The organism is Actinacidiphila sp. bgisy144 (genome assembly GCF_057708105.1).
Map to the genome: position 1 here is coordinate 100,799 of NZ_JBYIRM010000014.1, position 26,811 is coordinate 127,609.

At 73.4% G+C, this 26,811-nt stretch carries 26 protein-coding genes; 16 read left to right on the plus strand and 10 right to left on the minus strand.

Annotated features, from left to right (window positions below; all coding sequences use genetic code 11):
- Window positions 1–9 precede the first annotated feature (9 nt).
- The 9 genes from AC3EVP_RS17965 (at window position 10) to AC3EVP_RS18005 (ending at window position 10,638) form a co-directional block, all read left to right on the plus strand.
- Window positions 10–924 carry an LLM class flavin-dependent oxidoreductase gene (locus tag AC3EVP_RS17965; RefSeq protein ID WP_435131036.1) on the plus strand — a complete coding sequence of 305 codons (915 nt, stop codon included), beginning with the start codon at window positions 10–12 and terminating at the stop codon, window positions 922–924.
- Between the two features lie 149 nt (window positions 925–1,073).
- Window positions 1,074–2,249, plus strand: a complete 1,176-nt coding sequence (locus tag AC3EVP_RS17970) for an acyl-CoA dehydrogenase family protein (protein ID WP_435131038.1) — start codon at window positions 1,074–1,076, stop codon at window positions 2,247–2,249.
- 91 nt (window positions 2,250–2,340) lie between these two features.
- Window positions 2,341–3,429 carry an LLM class flavin-dependent oxidoreductase gene (locus tag AC3EVP_RS17975; protein ID WP_335976837.1) on the plus strand — a complete coding sequence of 363 codons (1,089 nt, stop codon included), beginning with the start codon at window positions 2,341–2,343 and terminating at the stop codon, window positions 3,427–3,429.
- 71 nt (window positions 3,430–3,500) lie between these two features.
- Window positions 3,501–4,325, plus strand: coding sequence for an NADPH-dependent oxidoreductase (locus AC3EVP_RS17980; RefSeq protein ID WP_435131040.1), 825 nt, complete (start codon window positions 3,501–3,503; stop codon window positions 4,323–4,325).
- A gap of 95 nt (window positions 4,326–4,420) precedes the next feature.
- The gene (locus AC3EVP_RS17985) at window positions 4,421–5,779 is read left to right on the plus strand and encodes an NtaA/DmoA family FMN-dependent monooxygenase (RefSeq protein ID WP_435131042.1); all 1,359 of its coding nucleotides are present in this window, start codon (window positions 4,421–4,423) and stop codon (window positions 5,777–5,779) included.
- A 73-nt stretch (window positions 5,780–5,852) separates the two neighbouring features.
- Window positions 5,853–7,088, plus strand: coding sequence for an acyl-CoA dehydrogenase family protein (locus AC3EVP_RS17990; protein WP_435131044.1), 1,236 nt, complete (start codon window positions 5,853–5,855; stop codon window positions 7,086–7,088).
- Between the two features lie 71 nt (window positions 7,089–7,159).
- Window positions 7,160–8,182 (plus strand): aldo/keto reductase, encoded by a 1,023-nt coding sequence (locus tag AC3EVP_RS17995; RefSeq protein WP_435131046.1) that lies wholly within the window; start codon window positions 7,160–7,162, stop codon window positions 8,180–8,182.
- Window positions 8,183–8,277: 95 nt separating this feature from the next.
- Window positions 8,278–9,315: an aldo/keto reductase gene (locus AC3EVP_RS18000; RefSeq protein ID WP_335976826.1), complete on the plus strand. Its 1,038-nt coding sequence runs from the start codon at window positions 8,278–8,280 to the stop codon at window positions 9,313–9,315.
- Window positions 9,316–9,534: 219 nt separating this feature from the next.
- A complete protein-coding gene (locus AC3EVP_RS18005; protein ID WP_435131048.1) occupies window positions 9,535–10,638 on the plus strand; it encodes an LLM class flavin-dependent oxidoreductase in 1,104 nt (367 codons plus the stop codon).
- 70 nt (window positions 10,639–10,708) lie between these two features.
- Here AC3EVP_RS18005 and ssuE read toward each other — a convergent pair whose 3' ends face one another.
- Window positions 10,709–11,263: an NADPH-dependent FMN reductase gene (gene ssuE, locus AC3EVP_RS18010; protein WP_435131050.1), complete on the minus strand. Its 555-nt coding sequence runs from the start codon at window positions 11,261–11,263 to the stop codon at window positions 10,709–10,711.
- 197 nt (window positions 11,264–11,460) lie between these two features.
- Window positions 11,461–11,550: a putative leader peptide gene (locus AC3EVP_RS18015; protein WP_435131052.1), complete on the minus strand. Its 90-nt coding sequence runs from the start codon at window positions 11,548–11,550 to the stop codon at window positions 11,461–11,463.
- A 293-nt stretch (window positions 11,551–11,843) separates the two neighbouring features.
- On the opposite strand from AC3EVP_RS18015, the gene AC3EVP_RS18020 reads away from it, so the two are divergent.
- The 5 genes from AC3EVP_RS18020 (at window position 11,844) to AC3EVP_RS18040 (ending at window position 17,871) form a co-directional block, all read left to right on the plus strand.
- Complete coding sequence (locus AC3EVP_RS18020; protein ID WP_435131053.1) at window positions 11,844–12,587, plus strand: SDR family NAD(P)-dependent oxidoreductase; 744 nt, start codon at window positions 11,844–11,846, stop codon at window positions 12,585–12,587.
- On the plus strand, window positions 12,584–13,543 hold the full coding sequence (locus AC3EVP_RS18025) for an amidohydrolase family protein (protein WP_335976817.1): 960 nt from the start codon (window positions 12,584–12,586) through the stop codon (window positions 13,541–13,543). The genes AC3EVP_RS18020 and AC3EVP_RS18025 overlap by 4 nt, the downstream gene beginning before the upstream one ends.
- 114 nt (window positions 13,544–13,657) lie before the next feature.
- The gene (locus AC3EVP_RS18030; protein ID WP_435131055.1) at window positions 13,658–15,817 is read left to right on the plus strand and encodes an MMPL family transporter; all 2,160 of its coding nucleotides are present in this window, start codon (window positions 13,658–13,660) and stop codon (window positions 15,815–15,817) included.
- Window positions 15,818–16,495 (plus strand): response regulator transcription factor, encoded by a 678-nt coding sequence (locus tag AC3EVP_RS18035; protein ID WP_435131056.1) that lies wholly within the window; start codon window positions 15,818–15,820, stop codon window positions 16,493–16,495.
- On the plus strand, window positions 16,492–17,871 hold the full coding sequence (locus tag AC3EVP_RS18040) for a sensor histidine kinase (protein WP_435131058.1): 1,380 nt from the start codon (window positions 16,492–16,494) through the stop codon (window positions 17,869–17,871). Before AC3EVP_RS18035 ends, AC3EVP_RS18040 begins: the two co-directional genes overlap by 4 nt.
- A 59-nt stretch (window positions 17,872–17,930) precedes the next feature.
- Here the strand turns inward: AC3EVP_RS18040 and AC3EVP_RS18045 are convergent, their stop codons facing one another.
- From AC3EVP_RS18045 to AC3EVP_RS18060, 4 genes are all read right to left on the minus strand, one after another.
- Window positions 17,931–18,599, minus strand: coding sequence for a response regulator (locus AC3EVP_RS18045; protein ID WP_335976816.1), 669 nt, complete (start codon window positions 18,597–18,599; stop codon window positions 17,931–17,933).
- Window positions 18,596–19,861, minus strand: a complete 1,266-nt coding sequence (locus AC3EVP_RS18050) for a sensor histidine kinase (RefSeq protein WP_435131159.1) — start codon at window positions 19,859–19,861, stop codon at window positions 18,596–18,598. The genes AC3EVP_RS18045 and AC3EVP_RS18050 overlap by 4 nt, the downstream gene beginning before the upstream one ends.
- Window positions 19,862–19,925: 64 nt before the next feature.
- The gene (locus tag AC3EVP_RS18055; protein ID WP_435131060.1) at window positions 19,926–20,765 is read right to left on the minus strand and encodes an ABC transporter permease; all 840 of its coding nucleotides are present in this window, start codon (window positions 20,763–20,765) and stop codon (window positions 19,926–19,928) included.
- Entirely contained in the window at window positions 20,762–21,706 is a 945-nt protein-coding gene (locus tag AC3EVP_RS18060; RefSeq protein WP_435131061.1) for an ATP-binding cassette domain-containing protein, read from the minus strand. The genes AC3EVP_RS18055 and AC3EVP_RS18060 overlap by 4 nt, the downstream gene beginning before the upstream one ends.
- Window positions 21,707–21,906: 200 nt before the next feature.
- Here AC3EVP_RS18060 and AC3EVP_RS18065 point away from each other — a divergent pair, with 200 nt between their 5' ends.
- Window positions 21,907–22,230 (plus strand): response regulator, encoded by a 324-nt coding sequence (locus AC3EVP_RS18065; protein ID WP_435131063.1) that lies wholly within the window; start codon window positions 21,907–21,909, stop codon window positions 22,228–22,230.
- Window positions 22,231–22,562: 332 nt separating this feature from the next.
- Entirely contained in the window at window positions 22,563–23,279 is a 717-nt protein-coding gene (locus AC3EVP_RS18070; RefSeq protein ID WP_335976807.1) for a G1 family glutamic endopeptidase, read from the plus strand.
- Here the strand turns inward: AC3EVP_RS18070 and AC3EVP_RS18075 are convergent.
- Genes AC3EVP_RS18075 through AC3EVP_RS18090 form a run of 4 tightly spaced genes read right to left on the minus strand, consistent with a single transcriptional unit; the run spans window position 23,254 to window position 26,709 of the window.
- A complete protein-coding gene (locus AC3EVP_RS18075; protein ID WP_435131064.1) occupies window positions 23,254–23,994 on the minus strand; it encodes a 3-oxoacid CoA-transferase subunit B in 741 nt (246 codons plus the stop codon). The genes AC3EVP_RS18070 and AC3EVP_RS18075 overlap by 26 nt on opposite strands.
- Window positions 23,994–24,749 (minus strand): CoA transferase subunit A, encoded by a 756-nt coding sequence (locus tag AC3EVP_RS18080; protein ID WP_435131065.1) that lies wholly within the window; start codon window positions 24,747–24,749, stop codon window positions 23,994–23,996. Before AC3EVP_RS18080 ends, AC3EVP_RS18075 begins: the two co-directional genes overlap by 1 nt.
- Window positions 24,746–25,366: a carboxymuconolactone decarboxylase family protein gene (locus AC3EVP_RS18085; RefSeq protein WP_435131066.1), complete on the minus strand. Its 621-nt coding sequence runs from the start codon at window positions 25,364–25,366 to the stop codon at window positions 24,746–24,748. The genes AC3EVP_RS18080 and AC3EVP_RS18085 overlap by 4 nt, the downstream gene beginning before the upstream one ends.
- A complete protein-coding gene (locus AC3EVP_RS18090) occupies window positions 25,363–26,709 on the minus strand; it encodes a hypothetical protein (RefSeq protein WP_435131068.1) in 1,347 nt (448 codons plus the stop codon). The genes AC3EVP_RS18085 and AC3EVP_RS18090 overlap by 4 nt, the downstream gene beginning before the upstream one ends.
- Window positions 26,710–26,811 lie beyond the last annotated feature (102 nt).

The window sequence follows — 26,811 nt, forward strand, 5'->3', positions numbered from 1 at the left end:
GAACACCTGATGAGCATCGTCATCGTCGGTCTCGCGATCGGCAGCACCATCCCGCTCTCCGAGGCCGCCGACATCACGAAGGCCGCCGCGGACGCCGGGGTCACCGCGATCCGCGTACGGGACGGCGCGCCCGGCCGCACCCTGGACGCCTCCGTCGTCGCCTCCTACCTCGCCGGTACGCAGGCCGCGCCGCGGCCTGGCCCGGGCTGGATTCTGGAGGCCCCGACGGACGGCAACGCGCCGACGAACCTCGCGCGCCGCTCGAACTCGCTCGACCGTGCCACCGGCGGACGTACGGCGCTCGCGCTGCGGGCCGGCGACGGCGACGAGGTCAGCGACCCGGTCGCGCCGCGGCCGGGCGGCGACCGGTCGGCCCGCTGGGACGAGTACGCGCGGATACTCAAGGGCCTGTGGGCGTCCTTCCCGCCCGCCGCGCTCGTCGGCGACCAGGACGGCGAGGTCTTCGCCGAGCACACCCTCATCAAACCGATCGACTTCGAGGGCGACTATTACCGGGTGGCCGGGCCGCTGGACGGACCCGCCTCGCCCCAGGGCGGCCCGCTGCTCGTCGCCGACGATCCGGACACCCTCGGGTGGGACGCCGTCGCCCGCAACGCCGATGTCGTCGTGGTCGGCCCGGAGGCGGCGCCGACGGCCGGCGCCGACCTGTCCGCCGCGCTGGCACGGGCGGGCCGGGAGCGTGGGGACGTCGCGCTGGTGGTCCGCGTCGACGTGGCCGGGGCGCGGGGGGTGCCGGCCGACCTGCCGGGCTTCGTGGCCGAACACGGCCTGGACGGCGTCGAGTTCGCCCCCGCGGGCGGCAAGGACGACGTGCTCGCCCTGATCGCCGATGCCGTGCCGGCGCTCGGGCCCAGCACCGGCGAGACGCTGCGCGGCGCCTTCTCGCTGCCGTATCCGGCCTGACCGGTCCACGGATCGCCCACGACGTTCGCCGCCCGCTGGCCGCTGGCCGCTTGCCGCCGGACGCCGCCCGCCTGAGGCGTCGCGACCCGCACCCCTCGATCCCCACCCGTCCGACCAGGACCCGACGCACAGTTCAGGAGGTGCGGCTGATGCCGGCCCAACCAGCCGCCGACGCCACGACCGCCGACGCCACGACGACCGAGACCACGACGACCGGGACCACGACCGCCGCCGCGGCCGCGGTCGACGCCGCCGACGGGCAGCCACTGGTGGCGCGCACGAAGAAGTACGCCCTGGAGCATCTGGCCCCCGCGGCACTGCGGACCGACCGCGAAGGCGTCTCACGGGACACCGTCGAGGACCTCCGCGGCCTGGGGCTGCTCAACCACCTGGCACCGCCCCGGTTCGGCGGCGCCGGCCTCGACCGCCACGCCGACCGCCGGCTGCACGAGGTGCTCGCGTACGCCGACCTCAACGTCTGGCTGATCTGGGCCCAGCACGCCCCGGCCGTCGCACGGATCGCCGGCACACCGCCTACCGGGGCCGGCGGCACCCACCCCCTGGTCGAACCCGTGCTGCGGGGCGAGGTGCTGATCGGCGCGGCGCTCAGCGACGTGCGCCGCTATCCGACCGGCCACCTGACCGCGCGGCGCACCCGCGACGGTTGGGCGCTGAACGGCACGGTCTCGTGGTTCAGCGGCTGGGGCCTCAGCGAGGCCGCGATCCTCGCCGCGGTCGACCCGGAGTCCGAGGACGTCGTCCTGGCCCTCATCCCGATCGACGAGCACTTCCGTGCGACGCCGCTCGAACTCCAGGCGGTGACCGGCAGCCGCACCGAGCGCGTCCGCGTCCTCGACGCGGTCGTCCCGGACGCCTCTGTGCTCGCCGTGAAGCCCCTGGCCGACTGGCGGCACGACGACATCTCCACCGCCGGCAACGCCGGCCCGCAGTTCTTCGGGCTGGGCAGGCGCATCCTCGACGAGATCGCCGACGAACCGCACGGTGGCGGCGTCGCCGACGCCTGGCTGCCGTACCTGCGCAGCCTGCGCGCCCGGGCGTACGAGCTGGCCGACGCGGCGCTCGACGGCGGCGACCCGGATGCCTCGCTCCCGGCACGGCTCTCGCTCAAGGTCCGTGCCCGGGAGGCCCTGACCACGCTCAGCCGCGCACTCGTGGTGGCACGCGCCGGCCGCGGACTGCCCGCGGACGACACCGCGCAACTGCACGCCCGCGCCGCGCTGTTCCTCCAGGTACAGGGCCAGACCAGGACCGAGCGCGCCGCGCAGCTCGACTCGATCGCCGACAGCGTTCCACGGCTCCCCTGAGCCTGAGCAGCCACCTGAGCAGCCACCTGAGCAGCCACTCGAGCAGCCGCCCGAGCCCGTCCACCAGCACCCGGCGAAACAGGACACCGACATGAGCTACCTGTGGTACATACCCAACCAGATCGAACCCGGCCACCGCGGCGACGACACGAGCGAGCGCGAGGGCTGGGGCACGCTCGACCACTCCACCGACCTGGCCCGTACCGCCGAGGACCACGGTTGGGAGGGCGCGCTGCTGGGCACCGGCTGGGGCCGCCCCGACACCTTCACGCTGGGCGCCGCGCTCGCCGCCCGGACCACGACCTTCAAACCGCTGATCGCGGTGCGGCCCGGCTACTGGCAGCCCGCGCACTTCGCCAGCTCCGCCGCCACGCTCGACCACCTCAGCGGCGGCCGCGTGCTCGTCAACATCGTCAGCGGCCTCGACAACCTCGCGGCCTACGGCGACTACACCACCGACCCGGCCAACCGCTACGAGCGCACCCGGGAGTTCGTCCAGCTGGTCAGGCGCCTGTGGACGGAGGAGCACGTCACCTACAAGGGCGAGCACTTCGCCGTCGACGGCTCCACCGTGCTGCCGCACCCTGACGGCTACCCCGACCGGCACCCCACCCTCTACTTCGGCGGCGCGTCCGAGCCCGCCGAGCGGGTGTCGGCCGCCGAGGCGGACGTGCAGCTCTTCTGGGGCGAACCGCTGGAGGGGCTGGCCGGGCGCATCGAGCGGCTGAACAAGCTGGCGGCCCGCGTCGAACGCCGGCACAAGCCGCTGGAGTTCGGCCTGCGCATCACCACGCTCGTCCGCGACACCACCGAGGAGGCGTGGCGCGACGCCGAGGCCAAGGTCGCCGTCATGGCCCGGAAGCCCGAGGCGGGCCGCCCCGGTGACGCCGCTGTCGGCAACCGCGGGACCGCGGTGGGCCAGCGGCGCCTGCTCGAACTCGCCGAGCGCGGCGAGGTGCTCGACAGCTGCCTCTACACCACGCCGGGCACGGTGGGCGGCGGCGGAGCGGGCACCACCTGGCTGGTCGGCTCGGCCGACGATGTCGCGCAGGCGCTCCAGCGCTACCGCGAGCTGGGCATCTCGCACTTCATCCTGTCGGACACGCCCTACAAGCAGGAGATCATCCGCGTCGGCGACGAGCTGCTGCCCAAGCTCCGCGCACAGGAGGGCACCCGGTGAGCGCCCAACCCGCGCCGATCCCCGTTCCGACTGCTGTCCCGATCCCCCCGGCGGAAGAGGCCCCGAGCACCATGACCCCCACCGACGCCGCGACGACCAGCCGGGCAGGCGCCCGCTACGGCGACCCCGGCTTCGTCCTCCACGCGACCTCGCCCGTCATCGAGCACCAGCTGCGGCACCGCTCGGTGCGCGCGTTCCTGCCCGCCCCCGTCACCGAGGAGGAGCTGCGGGCCGTCGTGGCGGCGGCGTCGTCCGCGTCGACGTCCTCCAACCTCCAGGCCTGGAGCGTCGTCGCGGTGACCGACCCCGAGCGCAAGCGGCGGCTGTCGGACCTGGCGGCGCGGCAGCAGTTCATCGTCCAGGCGCCGCTGTTCCTGGTATGGGTGGCCGACCTCGACCGCAACCACCGCCTGGCGGAGCGCCACGGCAAGCCGCTGGACGCCACGGTCTACCTGGAGTCCACGCTGCTCGCCGTCATCGACACCGCGCTGGCCGCCCAGAACGCGGTCGTGGCGCTGGAGTCACTCGGCCTGGGGTCGGTCTTCGTGGGCGCGGTCCGCAACCACCCCGAGGAGTTCGCCGCCGAACTGGGCCTGCCGCCGCACACCGCGGCCGTCTTCGGCCTCGCCGTCGGGCACCCCGACCCCGCCGAGGACGCCGACACCAAACCCCGCCTGCCGCAGAGCGCCGTACTGCACCGCGAGACCTACGACGCCGGCCGGGCCGACACCGACCTGCCGGCGTACGACGAGCGCCTGGCCGCCTACAACGGTGCCCACGGGCTCACCGGCGCGTGGTCGGAACGCGTCCTCGGCCGGCTCGCCGGCGCCGCCGGCCTGGCCGGCCGCGACACGCTGCGCGACAGCCTCGAACGCCGCGGGCTGCCCTCCCGCTGAACCACCGTCCCGGGCCGTACGTCGGCCCGTCCGCCCGTCCGCCCGCCACTCCGCCAGTCCGCGCCCGTTCCCGGGGCAACCATCCGGAGCCTTCCATGAGCAGCGACCAGTTCCACCTCAACTTCTCCCTGATGTCGCCCGGCCACTACCGCGCCGCCTGGCGGCTGGCCGACGCCGACCCGTACGCCTACCTGGACGTCGACCACTACGTGCGCCTGGCGAGGATCGCCGAAGAGGCCGGCATCGACGCCGTGTTCCAGGGCGACAGCCCCGCGCTCGGACCCGACATCGCGACCGGAACCTCCGGCGGCCTCGACGGGTTCACCCTGCTGGCGGTGATCGCCGGCGCCACCGAGCGGATCGGCCTGCTGCCGACCGTCTCGACGACCTACAGCACTCCCTACAGCCTGGCCCGGCGCTTCCAGACCCTCGACCACCTCACCAGGGGCCGCGCCGCGCTCAACGTGGTGACCACGGGCAACCCGGCGGCAGCCGCGAACTTCGGGGCGTCCGCCCACCCCGACCGCGACGTCCGCTACCGCCGCGCGCACGAGTTCCTCGACGTCATCACGCGGCTGTGGGAGTCGTGGGAACCCGACGCGATCGTCGCGGACAAGGCCACCGGCCGGTTCGGCGACCGCGGCCGCATCCACGCCGTCGACCACCACGGCGAGTTCTTCGACGTCGCCGGCCCGCTGCCGGTGCCCGCCTCGCCGCAGGTCCGCCCGGTCGTCTCCCAGGCGGGCGAGACGCCCGCCGGCCTGGAACTCGCCGCCGAGTACGCCGACGTGGTCTTCGCCGCCGGCCACACCGTGGCCAAGGCCAGGGCCTCGCGGGACGACGTCCGCGCCCGCGCGCGGGCCCACGGCCGGGACGCCGACAGCATCAAGTACTCGCTCGGCGTCATCGTGCTGGTCGGCACCGATCAGGAGGACGCCGAGCGCCGGCACGCCGAACTCGACGCGACGCTGCCCCCGATCGAGCACCTCGTCTCGGCGCTGCTGTCCTCGCTCGGCCTGCCGGCCGGCGCCTTCGGCCCCGACGACGTGATCCGGTCGGCGGACCTGCCGGCCGAGCCGAACCTCGGGGCCTTCTCGGTCGGTACGTACAACAACACGTGCGCGGTGCTGGCCGAGGGCCCCCGCACGCTGCGCGAACTGGTGGCCCACACCGCGGGCATCGGCACCCACCGGCTGGTCGCCGGCTCGCCGGAGCACATCGCCGACGACCTGGAGTCGTGGTGGCGCCAGGGAGCCGCCGACGGCTTCACGGTGATGTTCGCCGACACGCGCGTCGACCTCGAACGCTTCGCCACCCTCGTGGTGCCGATCCTCAAGGAGCGCGGCCTGTTCCACCGGGAGTACCCGCAGGGCACCCTGCGCGACCGCCTGGGACTGCCGCTGCCCGCGGCCCGTTCGGCCCGCCGCCCTGTCGCGAGTACGGCCGGAAAGTGACCGCGACCCACGACGGGCATCCGCCCCGCATACCGCTCGACGAAGTCCGTCGCACACCCCTCGGAAGGCTCTCATGACTCTGGATGTGGCAGACGCCGTGCCGGAAAGTCCGTCGACTCCCGCCGAGCCGCTGACCGTGGCCCGGCTGCGTCCCGCGATCGCGCCGGTCCTCGCGCGGCTGGCCGCCTCCGCCGCGCGGCGCGAGCAGACCCGCGAACACCCCCTCGACGACGTGCGCGCCCTGGCCCGCGCGGGCGCCGCCCTGGCCGTGGTGCCGCGCGAGGAGGGCGGCGCGGGCGGCTCGCTGCGCGACGCCGTGGAGGTCGTCATCGACATCGCGCGCGCCGACTCCAACGTCGCTCAGGCGCTGCGCGGCACCTTCATGTCCGCCTGGGCCGTGGTGTCCCGCCCGGACGCCCCGCACCGCGACCAGACGCTGGGCCGGCTGCGGCGCGGGCACATCCTCGCCGGCACCGGGAACGAGCGGAGCGGCGGTGCCAGCGGTTCGGTGCACACCACCGCCGTGCGCAGCGGCGACCACTGGGTGCTGAACGGCGAGAAGTACTACTCCACCGGCGGGCTGTACGCCGACTGGTTCGGCGGCACCGCGAAGACCCCCGAGGGCGCCGTCCTGCGGTTCACGGTGCCGGTCGACCGCGCGGGCGTCGAACGCCTCGACGACTTCGACGCGGTCGGCCAGCGGCTCACCGCCAGCGGCACCACCCGCCTGACCGACGTCCGCGTCGGCGACGACGAGGCGGTCCTGATCGACCAGGACACGCCCGTCCCCGACAACCCGTGGCAGGGCAGCTACCCCCAACTGCACCTCGCGGCGATCGAGGCGGGCATCGCCGCCCGGGTCCTGGACGACGCGCTGTGGTGGGTGCGGGAGAAGGCCCGGCCGATCAAGCACAGTTCGGCCGACCGGAGCGTCGACGACCCGTACATCCGGCGCCGCGTCGGCGAGATCGCGGCGCATGCCCGCGCGGCGCGCTCGGCCGTCGTGCTCGCCGCGGAGGAACTCGACGAGGTGCGCGGCCTGCGCGGCGAGGAAGCCCACCGTGCCGGCGCCCGCGCCGCGGTCGCCGTCGCGGAGGCCGCGGTCGTCGCCATCGACGCGGCGCTGTCGGCCGCGCCGCTCCTCTTCGACGTGGGAGGCGGCAGCCTCACCGACCGCGAGTGGGGATACGACCGGCACTGGCGCAACGCCCGCGTCGTCGCCAACCACAACCCGCGCGACTGGAAGCTCGCCGTCGCCGGCGCCTACCGGCTCGGCGCCGCCGAACCCCCCACCAGCGGCCTCTTCTGACCGCCCGCGAACGACCGCCCCACGAACGACCGCCCTCCGAACGACCGCCCCCGGAAGGAACCGCGATACCCATGTCCATCGGGCTGACCCGCCACCTCGGCCGCACCGGCGTCCGCGTCACACCGCTCACCCTCGGCACCATGAACTTCGGCCGCTACGCCGAGGAGAAGGAGAGCCTGGAGGTCATCGGCGCCGCGCTCGACGCGGGGATCACCGTCATCGACACCGCCGACGTCTACGGCCACGGCAGCAGCGAGGAGATCGTCGGCAAGGCCATCAGGCACCGCCGCGACGACCTCTTCCTGGCCACCAAGTTCCACGGCCAGGTCGGTGACAACCCCCAGCACGCCGGCAACAGCCGCCGCTGGATCGTCCAGGCCGTCGAGAACAGCCTGCGCCGCCTCGGCACCGACCACCTCGACCTCTACCAGGCGCACCGGCCCGACGAGCACACCGACCTGCTGGAGACCCTCCGCACGCTCGACGACCTGATCCGGCAGGGCAAGATCCGCTACTACGGCACCTCGGTCTTCCCGGCCCACCAGAAGGTCGAGGCGCACTGGCTGGCCGAGAAGCACGGCCTGATCGCCCCGCACACCGAACAGGTGCCGTACTCGCTCCTCGTCCGCGGCGCCGAGCGCGAGGTCTTCCCCACCGTCCGGAAGTACGGCGAGGGCGTCCTGTCCTACGGCCCGCTGGCCGCCGGCTGGCTGTCGGGCACCTACCGCCTCGGCGGCGAGCAGCCCCGGTCGGCCCGCGCCGAGCTGATCCCGGGCCGCTTCGACATCTCCCTCGCGCGCAACCGGCGCAAGCTCGCCGCCGCCGACGCGCTCGCCGGGCTGGCCGAGGACAACGGGCTGACGCTGCCGGAGCTGGCGGTCGCCTTCGCCCTCAACCACCCGGCGGTCAGCAGCGTGATCATCGGGCCGCGCACCCACGCCCACCTGGAGACCTACCTCAAGGCCGCCACGGTCGAGTTGGGCCCGGAGATCCTGGACGCCATCGACGAGATCGTCGAACCCGGCACCCAGTTCCTGGAGCGCGACACCGGTCGCGACACCCCCTCGCTGCTGCCGGCCGCGCTGCGCCGCTGAGCGTTCCCGCCCCTCCCGGCACGCGAGTTCCGACCACCAGGCACTACAGGCCCGGCCCAACCGACAAGCCCGACAGGCGACTTACGGAGCACCCGATGAGTGAGCAGTACCCGAACTACGAGGACGTCTTCAAGGCGGCCGACGACCGCTACGCGTCCCTGCCCTACCGCCGCACCGGCCGGTCCGGACTCGACCTGCCGGCCCTCTCCCTGGGCCTGTGGCAGAAGTTCGGCGCCGACTACGCCTACGACACCCAGCGCGACATCATCCTGCACGCCTTCGACCTGGGCATCTCCCACATCGACAACGCCAACCGCTACGGCCCGCCGCACCGCGCCGCCGAGCGGACCCTCGGCCGCCTGCTGCGCCGGGAACTGGCGCCCTACCGCCACGAGTTGGTCCTGTCCACCAAGGCGGGCGGCGTGTTCGGGCCCAACCCGAACCTGCGCGGCGGCGGCCGCAAGGCGCTGCTGTCCTCGCTGGAGCTGAGCCTGCGCGACCTCGGCACCGACTACGTCGACATCTTCTACCACCACACCCCGGACGAGACGACGCCGCTGGAGGAGACCGCGAGTGCCCTCGCCACGGCCGTCAGGACGGGCAAGGCGCTGTACGTCGGCATCTCCAACTACCAGCCCGACCGCGCCGAGGCCATCGCCCGGCTGCTTCGGGCCGAGGGCGTGCCGCTGCTCATCCACCAGCCGCGCTACTCCCTCTACGACCGCAGTATCGAGCGGAACGGCCTCGCCGACCTGGCCGTCGAGGAGGGCTTCGGCCTCATCGTCTACTCGCCGCTGGCGCAGGGCCTGCTCACCGACAAGTACCTGGAGGGCATCCCGGACGGTGCCCGCGCCCGCAACAGCGACTTCCTCACGCCCGACCAGATCGACGAGACCTACCGCAGGCGCACGGCGCAGCTCAACAAGCTCGCCGAGGGCCGCGGCCAGTCGCTCGCCCAACTCGCCCTCCAGTGGGTGCTGCGCAACCCCGCCGTGACGTCGGCGCTGACAGGAGCCAGCTCCAAGGAGCAACTCGACCACAACCTGGGGGCGTTGAACGGCCCGGAGTTCACCGACGAGGAACTCGCCGTCATCGACGAGTACGGCGTGCACGGAACGGGCCGGCGGAGCTGACCCCGCCGGGACCCCGCCGCACCCCGGCGCTCCGGGCCGCCCCCACGGGCGGCCCGGGGCACCCCGGCCCGGGGCACCCGCAGGCCCGCCCCCGCCCGCCCGGCTCGCGCAAGCCCGCCCACGGGGTGCGCGGACGAGACGGCCGACGGCCTCCCTCCCGAACTCCCGAGCCGGCTTCCTTCACCCACGAACGCCCACGAACGGAACGGACAGCGATCCATGACATCTCCGACTGAGGCATTCCCCGGCCCAGCGAGCACAGGACCGGCGCCCGCGGCCGAGACAGCGGGCGCGGTGGGAGCCGGAGCGGCGGACGGCCGGCCCTTCCGGCTCGGCTTCCTGCTCCACCTCGACTCCGATCTCGCCCCCGCCGCGGCGTACCGCCAGGCCATCGACCTGTTCGTCGCCGCCGAACGGCTCGGGTACGACTCGGGCTGGGTCATCCACCGCCACTTCCGCCAGGGGAACGAGCATGTCTCCGCCCCGCTCGTCCTGCTGGCCGCGATCGCCGAGCACACCACCCGGATCAGGCTCGGCACCGGCGTGCTGGTCCTGCCGCTCGCGGACCCCTTGACCGTCGCCGAGGACGCCGCCGTGGTCGACGAGCTCAGCGGCGGACGGCTCGAACTCGGGGTCGGCTCGGGTCCGTTCCCGACCGCCTGGGAGGCGTTCGGCCGCGACCTGGAGGACCGGTACCGGCTGTTCGAGGAGAGCGTGGCGAGGCTGCACGGGGTCCTCGAAGGGCATCCGGTCAACAGTGCCGGAGAGGTGCTGCACCCACCGGGGGCCGGTGTGCGGCGGCGGCTGTGGCAGGCGACCACGAGCGAGCCGACGCGGGCCGTCGGCGCGGCCGTCGCCGCCGCGCGGGCCGGCGACGGCTTGCAGCTGTCCCGGGCCGGCGACGGGCCCGGACGGCAGAGCGTCCAGCGGCAGGCGGAGATCGTCGCCGCGTACCGCGGCGCCGCCGCCGAGGCGGGGTACGAGCCGCGCGTGCAGATCTCGCGCGCGGTCTACCCGCATCCCGACCGCGCCGCGGCGATCCGCGCCGTCGCACCCGGCGTGCGCCGCTGGCAGTCCTGGGCATCCCCGGGCGGTGGCGTCGCCGAACTCGGTATCGAGGAGTACCTGGAGCGCGACCGGTCACTGCTCGGGCCGTCCGAGGCCGTCGCCGAGTCCCTCGCCGCCGACCCGTCCCTCGCCGGGACCACCGAACTGCTCGTCAGTTTCGTCCCCGGCGTGCCCGAGTACGGCGAGCACCTCCGCCTGCTCGCCGCCACCGCCCGGGAGGTCGCGCCGCTGCTCGGCTGGCGCCCCCGGAGGTGAACGGCGGTGGCCGGCACTGTCGCGACGGACCCGGTCCCGGGAGCGCAGGTTGCCGCCGCCCGTCGCCGAATCAGGCGGCGACGACGGTGTGCTGACGTGCGGTCAGCGCTACGGAGAAGGCGTCGGCGACCCGGTAGACCTCGCCGGCGGTGTCCTCCTGCACGGTGACGGTGCCGTCCGCCGCGACGGTGATGTGCTTGTCGACCACGAACCAGCCGGGCAGCACATGGTCGGCGCCCATGGAGGTGAGCACCGGCCGCAGGGCGTAGTCCAGGGACAGGACGTGGGCGGGGCTGCCGCCGGTGGCCAGCGGAAGCACCGCCTTGCCGGCGAGCGCGTACTGGGGCAGCAGGTCCAGGAGGGTCTTGAGCAGACCGGAGTACGCGGACTTGTAGATGGGCGTGCCGATCAGCACGCCGTCGGCCTCTTCGAACAGCCGGGCCGCGTCCTGGATCGCGGGGTGCCCGGGGTCGGCGCCCAACAGCGCCTCGGCGGGCAGCGTGCGCACGTCGAGCGGGACCACGTGGTGGCCCTGCCGGGTCAGGCGCGCGTCGAGGTGGCGCAGCAGGCGGCCGGTGCGCGAGGTCGGGGACGGGCTTCCCGAGACGGAGAGCACGGTGGGCATGGGAGCTCCTTCACAGCGGGCAGAGCAGGGCAGGGCAGGGCGGCGGCCCGCGCCGGAACGCCGGACACGGGCGATGGCGATTGAGCGGAGGAGGAAGGCCGGACCGGCGGGACGTCAGGAGGAGAGCCGGGCAGCCGGCACCTGAGAGTCACTCACGACGGGTCGCGACGAAGGAGAACGCGCGGAGGAAGGCCCGCTCAGCGGGCGGCGCGGGACGAACAGAGACCGCTGGACACACGCACGAGATCGACGTGGCGTCGACGCGTGAGGCCCTTGCGCTGGTTCATGTACAGGATTCAATCAGCTAGCGGTCCATCGGTCGAGTGCGCCCCCGCCGTGATCTCGACCACGTCGCCGCCGACCGCGGGGACGTGTACGGGTTTGCGGGGCGCTGGAGCGATCATGCCTCCAGGTTATCGTTGGGTGCCGAACCGGTCTTGGACGCCGGCGTCGTACGGCGCGAGCATGGACCCATGAACCTTGATCCACAGGTCGGTTGTCACGACCTCATCGAATCATCCGCATCGGCCGGCCACGCCGACCAGTACCCTGTGGGCATCGAACGGACGGGGGCGTCGTGGTGAGCGGCATGTCCGGGAAGGTCGGGCTGGTCACCGGCGCGGGCAGCGGGATCGGCCGCGCGACGGCGATCGAGCTGGCCCGGTGCGGCGCGTCGGTCGCCGTACTCGACATCGACGAGAACACCGCGGCCGAGACCGCCGAGATGATCGCCGCCGAGGGCGGGACCGCGTTCGCCGCCAGCGTCGACATCGCCGACGAGGACTCCGTACGGGCCGCCGTCGAGCGCACGACCGCCGCGTTCGGCGGTCTCGACTTCGCCGTGAACAACGCCGGCATGTCCTCGCACCAGAAGCTCGACCGGACGAGCCTGGCCGAGTTCGAGCGGGTGGTCCGCGTCAACCTGGCGGGCACCTTCCTGTGCATGAAGTACGAGCTGCCCGCACTCGGCGGCGGAGGGTCGGTCGTCAACATCGCCTCCAACGGCGGCCTGTACGCGATCCCGCAGGCCACCGCCTACGTGGCTGCCAAGCACGGCATCGTCGGCCTCACCAAGGTCGCCGCGGTCGACTACGCGAACGAGGGCATCCGGGTCAACGCCGTCTGCCCCGGGCCGACCCGCACGCCGGGCTTCGAGCAGTTCGCGGGCGACACCGACATGATCGCGCGTCAGGAGGCGATCACGCCGCTCGGCCGGCTGGCGACGCCGGACGAGGTCGCCGCGGCGGCGGTCTGGCTGTGCTCGGACGCCGCGTCCTACGTCACCGGGATCGCCTTGTCGGTCGACGGAGGGCGGCGCGCGTGAGGGTCATCGCGATGGAGGAGGCGTTCGCCATCCCCCGGCTCCAGGCCAGGTTCCCGGTGCCCAGGACCGGGACCGCCGCGGGCTGGATCAGGGACTGGGGACAGCGGCTGGCCGACTTCACCGCCTACCGGCTGCCCGACATGGACGAGCACGGCATCGACATCCAGGTGCTGTCCCTGACCGCCCCCGGCATCCAGGGCCTGACGGACGCCCGGCAGGCGGTCGCCGATGCCCGGGCGGCCAACGACCAGTTGGCCGAGGTGATCGCCGGACACCCCGACCGCTTCCGCGGCCTGGCCGCCCTGCCCTTGCAGGAACCCGAGGCGGCGGTGGCCGAACTCCACCGCGCCGTGGCCGGACTCGGGCTCAGCGGGGCCCTCGTCAACGACCACACCGCGGGCACGTACCTCGACGATCCGCGCCACGAACCGGTGTGGGCGGCACTCGAGGAGCTGGACGTGCCGCTCTACCTGCACCCGGGCGCACCCCCGGCCGAGCCCTGGCGCGTGCTCCAGGGCCGCCCCGAGCTCCAGGGGCCCTTGTGGAGCTGGGGCGCGGAGACCGGCGGACACGCCCTGCGGATCGTCCTCGGCGGCGTCTTCGACCGGCATCCGCGCGCCCGGCTCATCCTCGGCCACATGGGGGAGTTCCTGCCCTTCCAGCTCGCACGCCTCGACTCCCGCTACGCCCGGCAGGAACACCGGCCGCTCGCCCGGAAGCCGTCGGCGTACTTCGGCGGCAACATCCTGATCACCACCAGCGGGGTCTGCTCCCCGGCCGCGCTCGCCGGCGCGGTTCTCGCCATCGGCGCCGACGCCGTGATGTTCGCCGTCGACTACCCCTTCGAAGACACCGCCGAGGCCGTCCGGTTCCTCGAGCAGGCGCCGGTCAGCGACGCCGACCGGGCCAAGATCAGCCACGGCAACGCGGAGCGGCTGCTGCGTCTGGAGCCGTGACCCGGCCGGCTCGGCCGGAGGCGGGGGCCTCGTGGGCTTCGGTGGGATGTAAGCGGCATGCAAGGCACGGCTTTCTAGCCTCCCGGGTGAACCGAACGACCCGAGGAGGAGACGGTGGAAAAACTCAGCGCCTGGGTGGTCAGGCACCGGTTGCCGGTGCTGATCGCCTGGCTGGCAGTCACGGTGGTCGGCGTCGTCGTCGCACCGACCGTGTCGAGCCGGCTGGTGAGCGGGAAGCATCTGAGCAGCGCGGCCTACACGGCTGACGTTCGGATCGCCGCCCACTACGGGGGCGCGACCTCGGACCCCGCTGTGCTCACGCTCGGCCTGCCGGCCGGTCAGACGGTGTCCGCGCCGGCCGCCGCGACCCAACTGCGGTCGGTCGACGCGGCCATCGAGAAGACCGGTCCGCAGCTGCGGCTGGTGTCCTACGCCTCGACCGGCTCGCATGCGCTGGTGGGGCGGGGGAGTGCCAGCACCGTCGTGCTCGTCTATCCCCCGCACGACAACGACGACATGACGGACGATCAGGTCAGCGCCCTCACCCATGCCGCGAAGGCGGCGGCCCCGTCGTTGCGGGTGGCTGGCACGAGCGTGGCGGCGCTCGAGGCCGGAAGCACCAGCGGCGGCAGTTCGACCGTGAGCGGTGAGCTGGTCTTCGGCGCTCTGGGCGCGTTGATCGTGCTCGTCTGGGTGTTCGGCTCGCTGCTGGCGGCTCTGCCGATCATCATGGCGCTGATCTCGGTGCTGACGATGCAACTGTTCATCTGGGCCCTGACCTACGTGATGCCGTCGTCCTCGCCGCTGAACCCGGCGGTGCAGTACATCGTGGCGCTCCTGGGTCTCGGCCTGTCCATCGACTACTCACTGCTGGTGGTCACCCGCTGGCGCGAGGAACGTGCGGCGGGGCACGACAACGCTGACGCGGTCCGCCTCGCGGTCCAGCGTGCCGGGCATTCGGTGTGGTTCAGCGGGGTCGTCGCGTCACTGGGTCTGTTCGCGCTGATCGTGGTGCCGAACTCGCTGGTGCGCGGTATCGGGGTCGCCGGCCTGTTCATCCCCTCGACCGCGACGCTGGTCGCGCTCACTCTGCTGCCGGCGGTGCTGTCGAAGATCGGGCCGCGGGTGGACTGGCCGCGCCGCAGGTCGGCCGACACGGTCGGCCGGTTCTGGACCCGCTGGGCGAAGCTGGTGATCCGTCGCCGGGTGATCGCGGCTGCGCTGGGTCTGGGTGTCCTCGGCCTGCTTGCGTCGTTCGCCGCGACGATCGATGTCGGGCTGCCGACCACGGGCCACCTCGCCAGTAGCGGCGGCCCCACCGACGGTCTGCATGCGCTGGAGGCCGACGGGTTCCCCTCGGGCACGCTCACCACCGTACCCGTCTACGTCCCGCATGCCGCCGACGCGGGCGCGGTGGCCTCCACGCTCTCCTCGCTGGCGAGCCTGCACGGCGCCGTCGCCCCGTCCGTCCCGACGTGGCGGCAGAACGGTTCCGCGATGGTCCTCGCGATCCCGCGCTTCGAGGTGGGCACGTCCCAGGGCGGCGGCTCCCTGCGGGACATCCAGCACACGGTGCCCTCCGGGGTCCTCGTCGGGGGCGAGGGCGCGCTCAACATCGATCTGACCCACTCCACGTACGGGGCGTTCCCGATCCTGTTCGCGGTCGTGGCGATCGTGACCTTCCTGCTGCTCGCGCGGGGCCTGAAGTCGATCGTGCTCCCGGCGAAGGCCGTGCTGCTCAACATCTTGTCGGTGGCTGCCTCCTACGGCCTGCTCGTACTGGTGTTCCAGCACGGGTTCGGCATGCAGGCACTGTGGGGCGTACGCAGCTACGGGGCGGTCGACACGCTCGCGCCCGTGCTGATCTTCGGGTTCCTGTTCGGTGTCTCGATGGACTACGAGGTCTTCATCCTCTCCCGCGTACGCGAGGGCTACGAGCGCACCCGCTCGACCACCGCGGGAGTCATCGAGGGCATCTCGCGCACCGGCCGGCTGGTGACCAGCGCCGCGTTGATCCTGTTCCTCGCCCTGGCTTCGCTGTCGACGGCGAACGACGTCACGGTGCGGCAGATCGCGGCGGGTCTGGCCGCGGGCGTCCTGCTCGACGCCGTCGTCGTGCGGATGCTGCTGCTTCCGGCACTGGTCTCCCTGTTCGGCCCTCTCAACTGGTGGATGCCCGAGCGGGTGGCCCGACTGCTGCGGATCAGTCCCGACGCCCCGCAGGAGGGCATCGGGCAGGAACGTGAGCCGATGCCGATCGGAGATGCTGGCTAGATGCGGGTACTGGTGGTCGAGGACGAGCAGGACATGGCGGAGTCGCTGGCCTGGGGCCTGGCGGCCGAGGGCTATGTGGTCGACGTGGCGGCCGACGGTGTGGAGGGCCTCTGGAAAGCGCAGGAGACCTCCCCCGACGTGATCATCCTCGACGTGCGGCTGCCCGGGATGGACGGCTACCGGCTGTGCCGCGCGCTGCGCGAGCAGGGCCGGTGGACCCCGGTTCTGATGCTCACCGCGATGGACGAGGATCTCGACCACGCCGAGGGGCTCGACTCCGGGGCCGACGACTACCTCGCCAAGCCGTTCTCCTACCCGGTGCTCCTCGCCCACCTGCGCGCGCTGACCCGGCGCGGGCTCGGTGCCAGGCCGGCGGTGCTCGAAACCGCCGGCTTGGCCCTCGATCCGGCGAGCCGGACGGTCACCCGCGGCGGCCGGGAGCTGGATCTGAGCGCGCGGGACGTCGCCGTCCTCGAACACCTGCTGCGGCGCAAGGGCCGTGTCGTATCCAAGGCGGAGCTGCTCGCACACTGCTGGGACGTGGCCTACGAAGGCAGCCTGTCCGTGGTCGAGGTCCACGTCCACCGGCTTCGGCGGAAGATCGAGACCCGCGGCGGGCCGCAGGTGATCAGAACGGTGCGCGGCGAGGGTTACACGATCCGGGAGGAGGAGCGATGACCGTCCGGACGCGGGTGACGGCCGTGGCGGGCGTGGCACTGACCGCCGCGGTCTCGCTCGGCCTCGTCATCATGTACCTGATGCAGGTCGGCTCGGCGCACCGCACCGCCGACGACCAGTTGCGCACCTACGCCGCGCAGATCGAGCAGTCCGCGCGGTCCACCCGGCCCGGCGGCTGGCCCCGCCCGCTGCCGGCCTTCCCGCTGGACGCGAACGCCCAGGCCCAGGTCACGGAGGCCGGCAGCGCGCGCGTCCTGGCCTGGACCCCCGCGCTGGACGGGTTCGCCGCCGTCTACACGCTGCCGGCGGGCGCGGCCTCGCCGATCCGGCAGGCCGGAGTCGACCCCGCACTCGACGGTGAGGTGCGTGTGGTCGGCACCCATGCCGTCGTCGGCGGGCGGACGGTGAGCATCGTCACGTGGACGGACACCAGGGCGCTCAGCCAGATCAACGAGACCTTCAGCCGCCTGCTCCTGGTCGGAGTGCCCGGCATCCTGCTGCTGGCCTGCGTCACGGTGTGGCTCGTCGTGGGCCGGGCGCTTCGGCCGGTGGAGCGGATTCGCCGTACCGTCACCGAAATCAGCGCCGCCGATCTCTCCCGGCGGGTGCCCGAACCCGCCGCCCGTGACGAGATCGGCGAACTGGCCCGCACCATGAACGGGATGCTCGCCCGTCTCGAGGACTCGGCCGCGCGGCAGCGCCGGTTCGTCGCGGACGCCTCGCACGAGTTGCGCAGCCCGCTGGGGACGGTCCGCACGGCGCTGGAGGTCGGCCTCGCCCATCCCGACCACGCCCCGTGGACGCAGATCGCCGAACGCGCCGTACGCCAGTCCGCGCGCCTGGAAACCCTGGTGCACGACCTGCTCCTGCTCGCTCGCAGCGACGACCGGCACCTGCTGCACCGACGGAGCCCCGTCCCGATCGCGGCGCTCGTGCAGGACGTGCGGGCGGCGGTGCCCGCGCCGCGGGTACCGGTCGGGTTCCGTGCGGCCGCGAGCACGGCCGGGGGCGGTAACGGGGACGCGTGCGTGCTCGGCGACGCGGAGCAGTTGGACCGGATGGTGCGCAACGTCCTGGACAACGCGATCCGCCATGCCCGGAAGGGCGTCGAGTTGTCCGTCGACGTCTCGGCACCGGAGGCGGTCCTCATCGAGGTCGCCGACGACGGCCCGGGCATCCCGGTCGAGGACCGCGAGCGCGTGTTCGGCCGCTTCGTCCGCCTCGACGCGAGCCGGGAACGGGGGAGCGGAACGAGCGGTCTCGGGCTGGCCATCGCACAGGAGATCGCCACCGCGCACGGCGGGCGGATCGCGATCGGCGACGCGCCCGCCGGCGGCGTGCTGGTGCGCATCACCCTCCCGCGCACGGCCGGCTGAACTCCGCCGGCGCCGGCGCCGCGCGGACCCGCCGCCGCCCCCGGTTCGGTTGCCCCGGCTCAGCCGCTGCCGGGGCGGGCGAGCCCCTGGTCGTAGGCGAAGATCACCGCCTGGACGCGGTCGCGGGCGCCGATCTTGGCGAGGACCCGGCCGACGTGCGTCTTCACGGTGGACTCGCTGACCACGAAGCGGGTGGCGATCTCGCCGTTGGTCCAGCCCTTGCCGATGGCCACGAGGATCTCCCGCTCGCGTTCGGTGAGTGCCGCCAGTCGCGGGTCCTCGCCCTGGCCGGGCGTTCTGAACGGCACATGCCGGGTGTACTCGTCCAGGATGCGGCGGGTGAGGGCCGGCGCGATCACCGCGTCGCCCTCGGCGACGGCCCGGATGCCGGCGAGGAGTTCCTCGGGGCGGGCGTCCTTGAGGAGGAAACCGCTGGCGCCGGCCCGCAGCGCGGCGTGCACGTACTCGTCGACGTCGAAGGTGGTCAGCACCAGGACCCGGGAACGCCCCCCGGCCTCGGCGATCCGCCGCGTCGCCTCGATGCCGTCCATTCCGGGCATCCGCACGTCCATCAGCACCACGTCAGGACGCAGTTCGGCGGTCCTGCGGACGGCCTCGACCCCGTTCGCGGCCTCGCCGACCACCTCCGTCTCGGGGAGGGAGTCGAGGAGCACCCGGAAGCCGTAGCGCTGCAACTGCTGGTCGTCGACGACGAGCACCGTGGTCACGCGGCGCCTCCCTGGGGTGCCACGTCGAGCGTGGCCTCCACGACCCATCCCCCGTCGGATGCGGGACCGGCGTCGACGGTCCCTCCGTACAGCGCCGCCCGCTCGCGCATGCCCACCAGTCCGTGTCCTTCCTCGTTGCCCGGTCCTGGGTTTTCGGCCTGGCCGTTGTCCCGGATGCGCAGGACGAGCCGTTCGTCGTCCACGATGACCGACAAGGCCACCCGGGTGCCGGTCCCGGCGTGCTTCAGGGTGTTCGTCAGGGCTTCCTGGACGATCCGGTAGACGGTCAGCTGCACGCCCCGGTCCAGCGTCCCCGTCTCGCCGACCGTCCGGTAGACCACCTCCAGGCCGGCGCCGCGCACGCTGTCGCACAGCGCCTCGACGTCCGCCAGACCCGGCTGCGGGCTGAGCTCGACCACCTGGCGGGCGCCGTCCGACGCCTCCCGCAGGACGCCCAGCACCCGGCGCAGTTCGCTCAGGGCCGTCCGCCCGGTGTCGCCGATCAGCCGGAGCGCCTCCTTCCCGCGGGCGGGAGCCGTCTCGGCGGTGTACATGCCGGCATCGGCGAGGGTGATGATGACGGACAGGTTGTGGCCCACGATGTCGTGCATCTCCCGTGCCACCCGGGCGCGTTCCGTCGCGGTCGCGAGCCTGATGCGCTGGTCGCGTTCCGTCTCCAGCCGCGCTGCCCGCTCCCGCAGCCCCGCGAGCTGTGCGCGGCGGGTCCGCACCATCAGGCCGACGGCGAGGGCCGCGATCACCGTGCTCAGCAGGAAGAACAAGGTGTCCCACACGGACACCGCCGGCGAGATCCGCACCGCCACCAGCACCATCCCCGCCGCCATGCCCCCGCAGGCCCAGGGCAGCAGCCGCAGCCGCCCGTGCAGGGCCAGGCTGTACAGGGCCACGAACAGGGCGACGTCCGCGCGCAGCGCGGCATCCAGCGACCACTGGAGGACGAAGACGACGCCGATGGCGACGAAGGCCGCCATGGGCCGGCGCCGCCGCCACAGGAGCGGCAGCACCAGACCGGCCTGCAGGAGCAGCACCGCCGCCGGCGGCAGCTGGGTGAAGGAGAACTGGAACCGGTGCTGCTCGTCCCCGTCGCCGTCCCCCGCGCCGCCGTGGTGCAGCAGGTCCGGCAGGCAGAACACGAGGTAGACGACCACCACCACCGCGGTGTCCAGGACCCACGGGTGCGCCCGGTCCGCCTGCCGGAGCCGCTGGCCGGCCTGGGCGAACCGGGCGGCCAGCGGTCCCATCCCGCCGAGGTCGCCGGTGTCCGTGGTGGTGGTCAAGGTCGTCACCTGCCCATGGTGCAGGTGGTCAGACGTCGCTGCGCACCAGCCGGTACGCCGCCCCCGCGAGCGCGAGCGCCGTCCAGCCGAGGAAGACCAGCAACCCGGCGCCCGGTGACAGGGCGGTCGCGTCGTGGGTCAATGCGAACATCGACTCGCCCGCGTTGCTCGGGAGGTAGGGGCTGATGTTGTCCTGCCAGGAGCTGGGCAGGAGGGAGATCAGCCCCGGGACCAGCATCAGGGAGGCCACCAGGACCGAGATGCCGCCGGCCACCGAGCGCAGCAGCGCGCCCAGCGCGGTCCCGATCACGCCGACCAGCCCGAGGTAGAGGCCGGCGCCCAGCAGGCTGCGGAGGACCCCGGTGTGCGTGAAGCCCATGGCGGCGGGGGTGCCGGAGACGATGCCGCTGCCGAACCCGAAGGCGACGAACGCGCCGAGGGTGGCGACCACCAGGGCGACCAGTCCGAACACGGCCGCCTTGGACCACAGCACGGGCAGGCGGCGGGGCACGGCCGCGAGCGTCGAGCGGATCATCCCGGTGGAGTACTCACCCGCGGTGACCAGGACCCCGAGCACACCGAGGGCCAGCTGGGCGAAGTTGGTGCCGAAGAGGGACAGGCTCACGGCCGTCGCGGTGGCGAAGTCCTTGTCCTGGTGCGGGGAGCCGACGCCGGACTTGTAGTGCTCCGCGGCGATGAGCCCGAAGGCGACGAGGAAGAGAAGGCCGAGGCCCAGGGTGATCCAGGTGGAACGCAGGGACCAGAGTTTGGCCCACTCCGAGGCGAGCACGCGACGCCCGGTCACCCGGTAGGCGGGGCGGGCCGGAACCGAGGCGGGCGCCTCGACGGTCGTGGTGAGCGTGCTCATGCGGGCCTCCCGACGGTGGCAAGGGTGTCGACGGTCGTGGTGCCGTGGTACTCCACGGCATCCCGGGTCAGGTTCATGAACGCCTCCTCCAGCGACACCGTCCGTGCCGTCAGTTCGAACAGCGCGATCCCGTGCTCGGCCGCCTTCAGGCCGATCTCGCGGGCACTCGCCCCCGTCACCCGCAGTTCCTCGGAGCCGGCCCGGCCGGTGATGTCGACCCCGGGCCCGGCCAGGACCTCCCGCAGCCGCGCCGGCTCCGGGGTGGCCACCTGCACCGTGTCCCCGCCGGCGTCGCGCACGAGGTCCGCCACGGTGGTGTCGGCCAGCAGGCGCCCGCGCCCCACGATGATCAGGTGGTCCGCGACCAGGGCCATCTCGCTCATCAGATGCGACGACACGAACACGGTCCGGCCCTCGGCGGCGAGGCCCTTCAGCAGGTTGCGGATCCACAGGACGCCCTCCGGGTCGAGCCCGTTGACCGGTTCGTCCAGCATCACCGTCTGCGGATCACCCAGCAGCGCCGCCGCGATGCCGAGCCGCTGCCCCATCCCGAGGGAGAAGGCACCGGCCCGGTTCCTCGCCGCGCTGCCGAGCCCCGCCATCTCGATGACCTCGTCGACCCGGCGGCGGGGAATCCCGTGCGTCAGGGCGAGCGCCAGCAGGTGGTTGTAGGCCGAGCGGCCCGGGTGGATGGACTTCGCCTCCAGCAGCGCCCCCACCTCCTGGAGCGGCGCCTCGTGACGGGCGTACTGCTTCCCGTTCACCGTCACGGAGCCGGCCGTCGGTGCGTCGAGCCCGACGATCATGCGCATGGTCGTGGACTTTCCCGCGCCGTTGGGCCCGAGGAAACCGGTCACCGTACCCGGCCGCACGGCGAAGTCCAGCCCGCCCACGGCCGTCTTCTCGCCGTACCTCTTGGTCAACTGCTGTGCGTCGATCATGCGCGTCTCTTCCTGTTCGGAGCCGGCGCCCGCCGGCCGCTCTGGACGCCTCACCGACAACGCTAGAAGCCCGAACCCCCTGATCCGGTGGTACCGCGGACCGATCCGCGCCCCCCGGGTCGTACCGCGGTACTACGCGCCACTGCGACCCCGGTCGCACCGTCCGGGCCGCGTCCGCGTCCGGGCGGCCTGCCGACGCGGTGGGCTTCCGCATCACCGACGACGGCGCGCCGCCGCCCTCTTCGCCGGCCGGCAGCGGCCTCACCGGCATGCGGGAACGCGTCGCGATGTTCGACGGCGACCTGGGCGCCGCGACCGGCATCCGCGTCGTGGCCGAGGCCGCCGACGGCCGTGAATGCGGTCGAGGCCGCGCCCGCAGGCAACGCCCCGACGTGGTCCCGATGGACCTGCGCATGCCCGGCATGGACGGGATCGAGGCCACCCGCCTCATCTGCGAGGCGACCTCCTCCCGACCACGTTCGACATGGACGCCTACGCGTTCGCGGAGCTGCGCGCGGGCGTAGCTGGAGGTAGCTGCGGGGCAAGGCTCGGGCAGGCCGACGAGCCGGGCAAGGGGCGTGCTCCCCATGGTCCTCGGTGCCGCACTGGCAGTCGCCCTACCGGCACTTCGCGCTGCCGGCGTCGGCGACTTCGCCCGCCTCGGCGCTACCTCGGGGGTACGACAACGCCGTTCGCCGTTCGCCGCGCCCGCCGAGCTGCCGGGGATGGCGGCGTCACACAGAGACCGTATTGACAGGTCCATGACCGTCGAAGATTCTGAATTGCCGCGCCACGTCCCGCGCACGACCAAAGGCCGGCGGTTTGAGCATCCTGCACCCCCCACGAAGGAGCCAGCATGCGCAGATTCCTGATAGGCGTCGCCACCCTCGCGGCTGCGGCGGCCTTTGCCGCTCCGGCCGCGCCGGCCACCGCGGCGGCGGCCGCACCGGGACTGTCCTTCCGCCCCTTGCACTACAACATCAACGGCTACAACTGGGGCGGATACGCCGCCACCGGCAGCGGCTTCACCTCGGTGTCGGCCGCCTGGACCGAAGCGAACGCGACCTGCAACTCCACCAACGACCTCTACGCCCCCTGGGTCGGCATCGACGGGTACGGCTCGTCCACCGTGGAGCAGACAGGCGTGGAGACCGACTGCTCCAGCGGCAGCCCCGTTCACCAAGCCTGGTACGAGATGTACCCCGCCAACCCGGTCTACCTCAGCCGCACTTCGTACCCGGTCTCGGCCGGGGACCACATCACCGCCTCGGTGACCAACACCAGCGGCAGCACGTACGCCCTGAAGCTGACCGACTCCACGCGCGGCTGGACCTACAGCACGAACAAGTCCCTCTCCTCCCAACGGGCCAGCGCCGAGGTCATCATCGAGTCGCCGACCGGGGCCTACCCGAACTTCGGCACCCTCAACTTCACCTCGGCCACCGTCAACGGGAACTCCCTCGGCTCCTACGGCCCGACCGCGCTCGACCCGTCGAACGGCGCGTACGAGGCCCGGACCAGCGCGCTCGGCTCCAGCGGCACCAGCTTCAGCGAAACGTACCTGCGGGAGTAGCCGCGCCGGCGCTGGGGCGGCACCCCGCCCCAGCGCCCCAGCGGCTGACGCCGTCTCGGTCACCGGCGGGGACACGGTCCGCCGGGGCGCCGTGCAGCGGGGCGGCGGTGCGGGCGGCGACCTCCGCCGCGCTGACGCCCGGGGCCGTCTCGACCAGGGCGAAACCGTCCGGTGTGACGTCCAGGACACCGAGGTCGGTGATGACGCGGTGCACGCACGCCCGGCCGGTCAGCGGCAGGGTGCAGTGGTCGAGGAGCTTGGGGCCGCCGTCCTTCGCGGTGTGCTGCATGAGCACGATCACCCGCCGGGCGCCGTGCACCAGGTCCATGGCGCCGCCCATGCCCTTGACCAGCCTGCCGGGGACGGCCCAGTTGGCGAGGTCGCCGCCGGCGGAGACCTGCATGGCGCCGAGCACCGCGGTGTCGATGTGGCCGCCGCGGATCATGCCGAAGGAGAGCGCCGAGTCGAAGAAGGAGGCGCCGGGCAGCGCGGTGACGGTCTCCTTGCCGGCGTTGATCAGGTCCGGGTCGACCTCGTGCTCGCGCGGGTAGGGGCCGGTGCCGAGGATGCCGTTCTCGGAGTGGAGGGTGACGCGCACGCCCGGCGGCAGGTGGCCGGGGATCGTGGTGGGCAGGCCGATGCCGAGGTTGACGTAGGAGCCGTCGGCCAGTTCCGCGGCCGCGCGGGCCGCCATCTCGTCGCGGGTCCAGGCCATCAGCGTCGTACCGTCCTCTTCTCGATCGTCTTGGCGGCCGCCTGCTCGCGGGTGAGGGCGACGACCCGCTGCACGAACACGCCGGGCAGGTGCACCTGTCCGGGGGCCAACTCGCCCGGCTCGACCAGCTCCTCGACCTCCGCGACGGTGATCCGGCCGGCCATCGCGGCCGGCGGATTGAAGTTGGCGGCCGCCTGCCGGAAGACCAGGTTGCCGTCGCGGTCCCCGCGCCAGGCCCGGACCAGCGCGAAGTCGGTGGTGATGCCGTGCTCCAGGACGCAGGTGCGGTCGCCGAAGGTCCGGCGCTCCTTGACCGGCGAGGCGAGCGCGACGGCACCGTCCGGGCCGTAGCGCCAGGGCAGCCCGCCGTCGGCGACCTGCGTGCCCACGCCCGCCGGGGTGTAGAACGCTGCAATGCCGCAGCCGCCGGCCCTCAGCCGCTCGGCGAGGGTGCCCTGCGGCACGAGTTCGACTTCCAGTTCCCCGGCGAGGTACTGCCGGGCGAACTCCTTGTTCTCACCGACGTAGGAGCCGGTGACCCGGGCGATGCGGTGGGCGGCGAGCAGGACGCCGAGCCCGGCTCCGTCGACGCCGCAGTTGTTGGAGACGACCGACAGCCCGGTGGCGCCCTGGTCGTACAGCGCGTCGATCACCACGTTCGGCACGCCGCTGAGACCGAAGCCGCCGACCGCCAGGGACGAGCCGTCGGTGATGTCGTGGACCGCCGCGGCGGCGTCGGCGCAGACCTTGTTCACGGTGCGGGCTCCCTGTCCGGGACGGGCGCGCTCGGCGCGGGGACGGCGAAGAGGCGTAGTTGGAGGGCCAGCAGGGCGTAGTAGCCGACCAGGGTGGACAGTTCGAACAGGGCCCGTTCGCCGAGGGCGGCGCGGGCGGCGGCGTACCAGGCGTCGTCCAGCGGCCGCGGGGGTGCGGCCAGGGTGCGGGCGGCCTGCCAGGCGGCGCGTTCGAAGGGGTCGGCGAAGCCCGGGTCGCCCTCCTCGCGCAGCGCGCGCAGTTCGTCCCCGGTCAGTCCGGCGGCCCGGCCGACCGCCTCGTGGGCGTACCGCTCGAAGTCGCTGTCCCAGACGGCGGCCACGACCAGGATCGCGGTCTCGCGCACCCGGGGCGGAAGGGAGGCGGCGAAGCGGATCGCCGCGCCGAGGGCTTGGACGGCGCCGCCCAGCCGGGGGCTGGCCAGCAGGGCGTTGAACGGCCCGTTGAGGCGGCCGTCGGTGTCGGTGAGGGCGAAGAGCTGGGGGCCGTCGGCGCGCGGACCGCCGGTGATCTCGTCGTACAGGGCGCGCTGTTCGGGGGAGAGGCGGTCCGGGGTGGGGCGGGGCAGCCGGCCGCCGTGGACGGGGGCGGCGGTCATCGCTGCGGGCCCGCCTCGTCCGCGGCCTCGCGGGCCAGCGCGGCGAGGTCGGCGTCGGTCAGCAGCCGGCCCTCGCGCGCCATGGCGGCGCGGGCCCGCCGCAGTACCTCGTCCACCAGGGCGGGTGTGGTGTCGACACCCAGTGCGGCGAGCTTGTCGGCGAGGGTGTAGGGCCCGCTGTCGGGGGTGAAGGGCACCACGCGGGTGTTGCCGACGAGGGTGGGCTCCAGGCAGTTGTGCAGCAGCGGGTCGACGGCCGTCTCCTGGGTGATGATGTCCAGGCCGCCCCAGCAGAAGGCGCTGGTGCCGGTCACCGGGTGGTTCCAGGCGACGCGGTAGCCGGTCAGCTCCTCGCCGGCGCGCGCGAGTCCGGTCAGCTGCCGGGTCTCGATGCCGGTGTCCACCCCGTACAGGGTCTCGAACGCCATGGCGGTGGCGGCCAGGTCGGCGTTGCCGGGGCCGCCGCAGTAGCCGTTGACGGACAGCTCGACGACGTCCGCGCCGGCTTTGACCGCGGCGACCGCACAACCGACCGCCAGCCCGAAGGTGTTGTGCGGGTGCAGGCCGACCTCGACGCCGGGGGCCGCCTCCTTGGTGCGGGCGACGAGGTGGCCGTACGCCTCGGGGCTCAGCGCGCCCGGGCCGTCGAAGAGCGTGAGTTCGGCGGCGCCGGCTTCCGTGAGCACGGCGACCGACTCCTGGAGCACCTCCTCGGTCAGGTAGGAGACCATCAGCATCGGCACGACCACGTGCAGGCCGCGGTCGCGGGCGTGGCGGATCAGCGGGACGGCGCGGGCCAGCACCTCGGCGCGGCTGCGGGCCGGGCCCGCGGTGCGCCAGTCCTGCCCGCGCCACGCCTGCTGGTAGACGAGCGGCTGGTAGATGAGCGACGCCTCGCCCAGGCCCTGCACCCAGATCTGCACGCCGTCGTAGCCGGCGTCGGCGGCCCGGTCGATGTCCTCGGTGGTGCGCAGCAGCGGCAGTAGGGCGCGGCAGTCGGCGTTCTCGCCCTTGATGACCTCGACCTCGGTGCGCAGTGCCTTGTCGTCCCGGCCGGCCAGCCCCGCGGTGACGACCTCGCGGACGCCCGCGCCGACGAGTTGCCGCAGGTACGCCTCCTTGGCCGCGGTGGAGGCGACGACGCCGGGCAGTGTCTCCACCGACCGCAGGGTGGCGTCGCGCAGCCGCACCGACGGCGGCATCGGCCCGCGCACGTCCGGGCGGCGGTTGAGCGGGCTCACCGACCAGCGCCCGGGCGCATGGGCGCCGGGGACGCGTTTTCCGGCCAACTCGGCACGGAAACGGGCGATCTCCTCGTCGGTGAACACGGCCGGCTTGTCCATGGGCCCTCCGGGCGGCTGTCTGCGCGGGCGGTTTCCTGCACCGTCATTGAACCATCACCACCCGTTCTCTGTCGACACTAGAGACGTCGACGCTCAGAGGAG

What these genes read in the sequence shown, in the direction of transcription:
- AC3EVP_RS18050 (WP_435131159.1), bottom strand. Translation starts at nt 19,861, where the DNA reads ATGGGACCGCTGGCCGCCCGGTTCGCCCAGGCCGGCCAGCGGCTCCGG.
- AC3EVP_RS17995 (WP_435131046.1), top strand. Translation starts at nt 7,160, where the DNA reads ATGTCCATCGGGCTGACCCGCCACCTCGGCCGCACCGGCGTCCGCGTC.
- AC3EVP_RS17980 (WP_435131040.1), top strand. Translation starts at nt 3,501, where the DNA reads ATGACCCCCACCGACGCCGCGACGACCAGCCGGGCAGGCGCCCGCTAC.
- AC3EVP_RS18055 (WP_435131060.1), bottom strand. Translation starts at nt 20,765, where the DNA reads ATGAGCACGCTCACCACGACCGTCGAGGCGCCCGCCTCGGTTCCGGCC.
- AC3EVP_RS18090 (WP_435131068.1), bottom strand. Translation starts at nt 26,709, where the DNA reads ATGGACAAGCCGGCCGTGTTCACCGACGAGGAGATCGCCCGTTTCCGT.
- AC3EVP_RS18035 (WP_435131056.1), top strand. Translation starts at nt 15,818, where the DNA reads ATGCGGGTACTGGTGGTCGAGGACGAGCAGGACATGGCGGAGTCGCTG.
- AC3EVP_RS17975 (WP_335976837.1), top strand. Translation starts at nt 2,341, where the DNA reads ATGAGCTACCTGTGGTACATACCCAACCAGATCGAACCCGGCCACCGC.
- AC3EVP_RS18060 (WP_435131061.1), bottom strand. Translation starts at nt 21,706, where the DNA reads ATGATCGACGCACAGCAGTTGACCAAGAGGTACGGCGAGAAGACGGCC.
- AC3EVP_RS18000 (WP_335976826.1), top strand. Translation starts at nt 8,278, where the DNA reads ATGAGTGAGCAGTACCCGAACTACGAGGACGTCTTCAAGGCGGCCGAC.
- AC3EVP_RS18075 (WP_435131064.1), bottom strand. Translation starts at nt 23,994, where the DNA reads ATGGCCTGGACCCGCGACGAGATGGCGGCCCGCGCGGCCGCGGAACTG.
- AC3EVP_RS17970 (WP_435131038.1), top strand. Translation starts at nt 1,074, where the DNA reads ATGCCGGCCCAACCAGCCGCCGACGCCACGACCGCCGACGCCACGACG.
- AC3EVP_RS17990 (WP_435131044.1), top strand. Translation starts at nt 5,853, where the DNA reads ATGACTCTGGATGTGGCAGACGCCGTGCCGGAAAGTCCGTCGACTCCC.
- AC3EVP_RS18085 (WP_435131066.1), bottom strand. Translation starts at nt 25,366, where the DNA reads ATGACCGCCGCCCCCGTCCACGGCGGCCGGCTGCCCCGCCCCACCCCG.
- AC3EVP_RS18070 (WP_335976807.1), top strand. Translation starts at nt 22,563, where the DNA reads ATGCGCAGATTCCTGATAGGCGTCGCCACCCTCGCGGCTGCGGCGGCC.
- AC3EVP_RS18040 (WP_435131058.1), top strand. Translation starts at nt 16,492, where the DNA reads ATGACCGTCCGGACGCGGGTGACGGCCGTGGCGGGCGTGGCACTGACC.
- AC3EVP_RS17985 (WP_435131042.1), top strand. Translation starts at nt 4,421, where the DNA reads ATGAGCAGCGACCAGTTCCACCTCAACTTCTCCCTGATGTCGCCCGGC.
- AC3EVP_RS17965 (WP_435131036.1), top strand. Translation starts at nt 10, where the DNA reads ATGAGCATCGTCATCGTCGGTCTCGCGATCGGCAGCACCATCCCGCTC.
- ssuE (WP_435131050.1), bottom strand. Translation starts at nt 11,263, where the DNA reads ATGCCCACCGTGCTCTCCGTCTCGGGAAGCCCGTCCCCGACCTCGCGC.
- AC3EVP_RS18005 (WP_435131048.1), top strand. Translation starts at nt 9,535, where the DNA reads ATGACATCTCCGACTGAGGCATTCCCCGGCCCAGCGAGCACAGGACCG.
- AC3EVP_RS18015 (WP_435131052.1), bottom strand. Translation starts at nt 11,550, where the DNA reads ATGAACCAGCGCAAGGGCCTCACGCGTCGACGCCACGTCGATCTCGTG.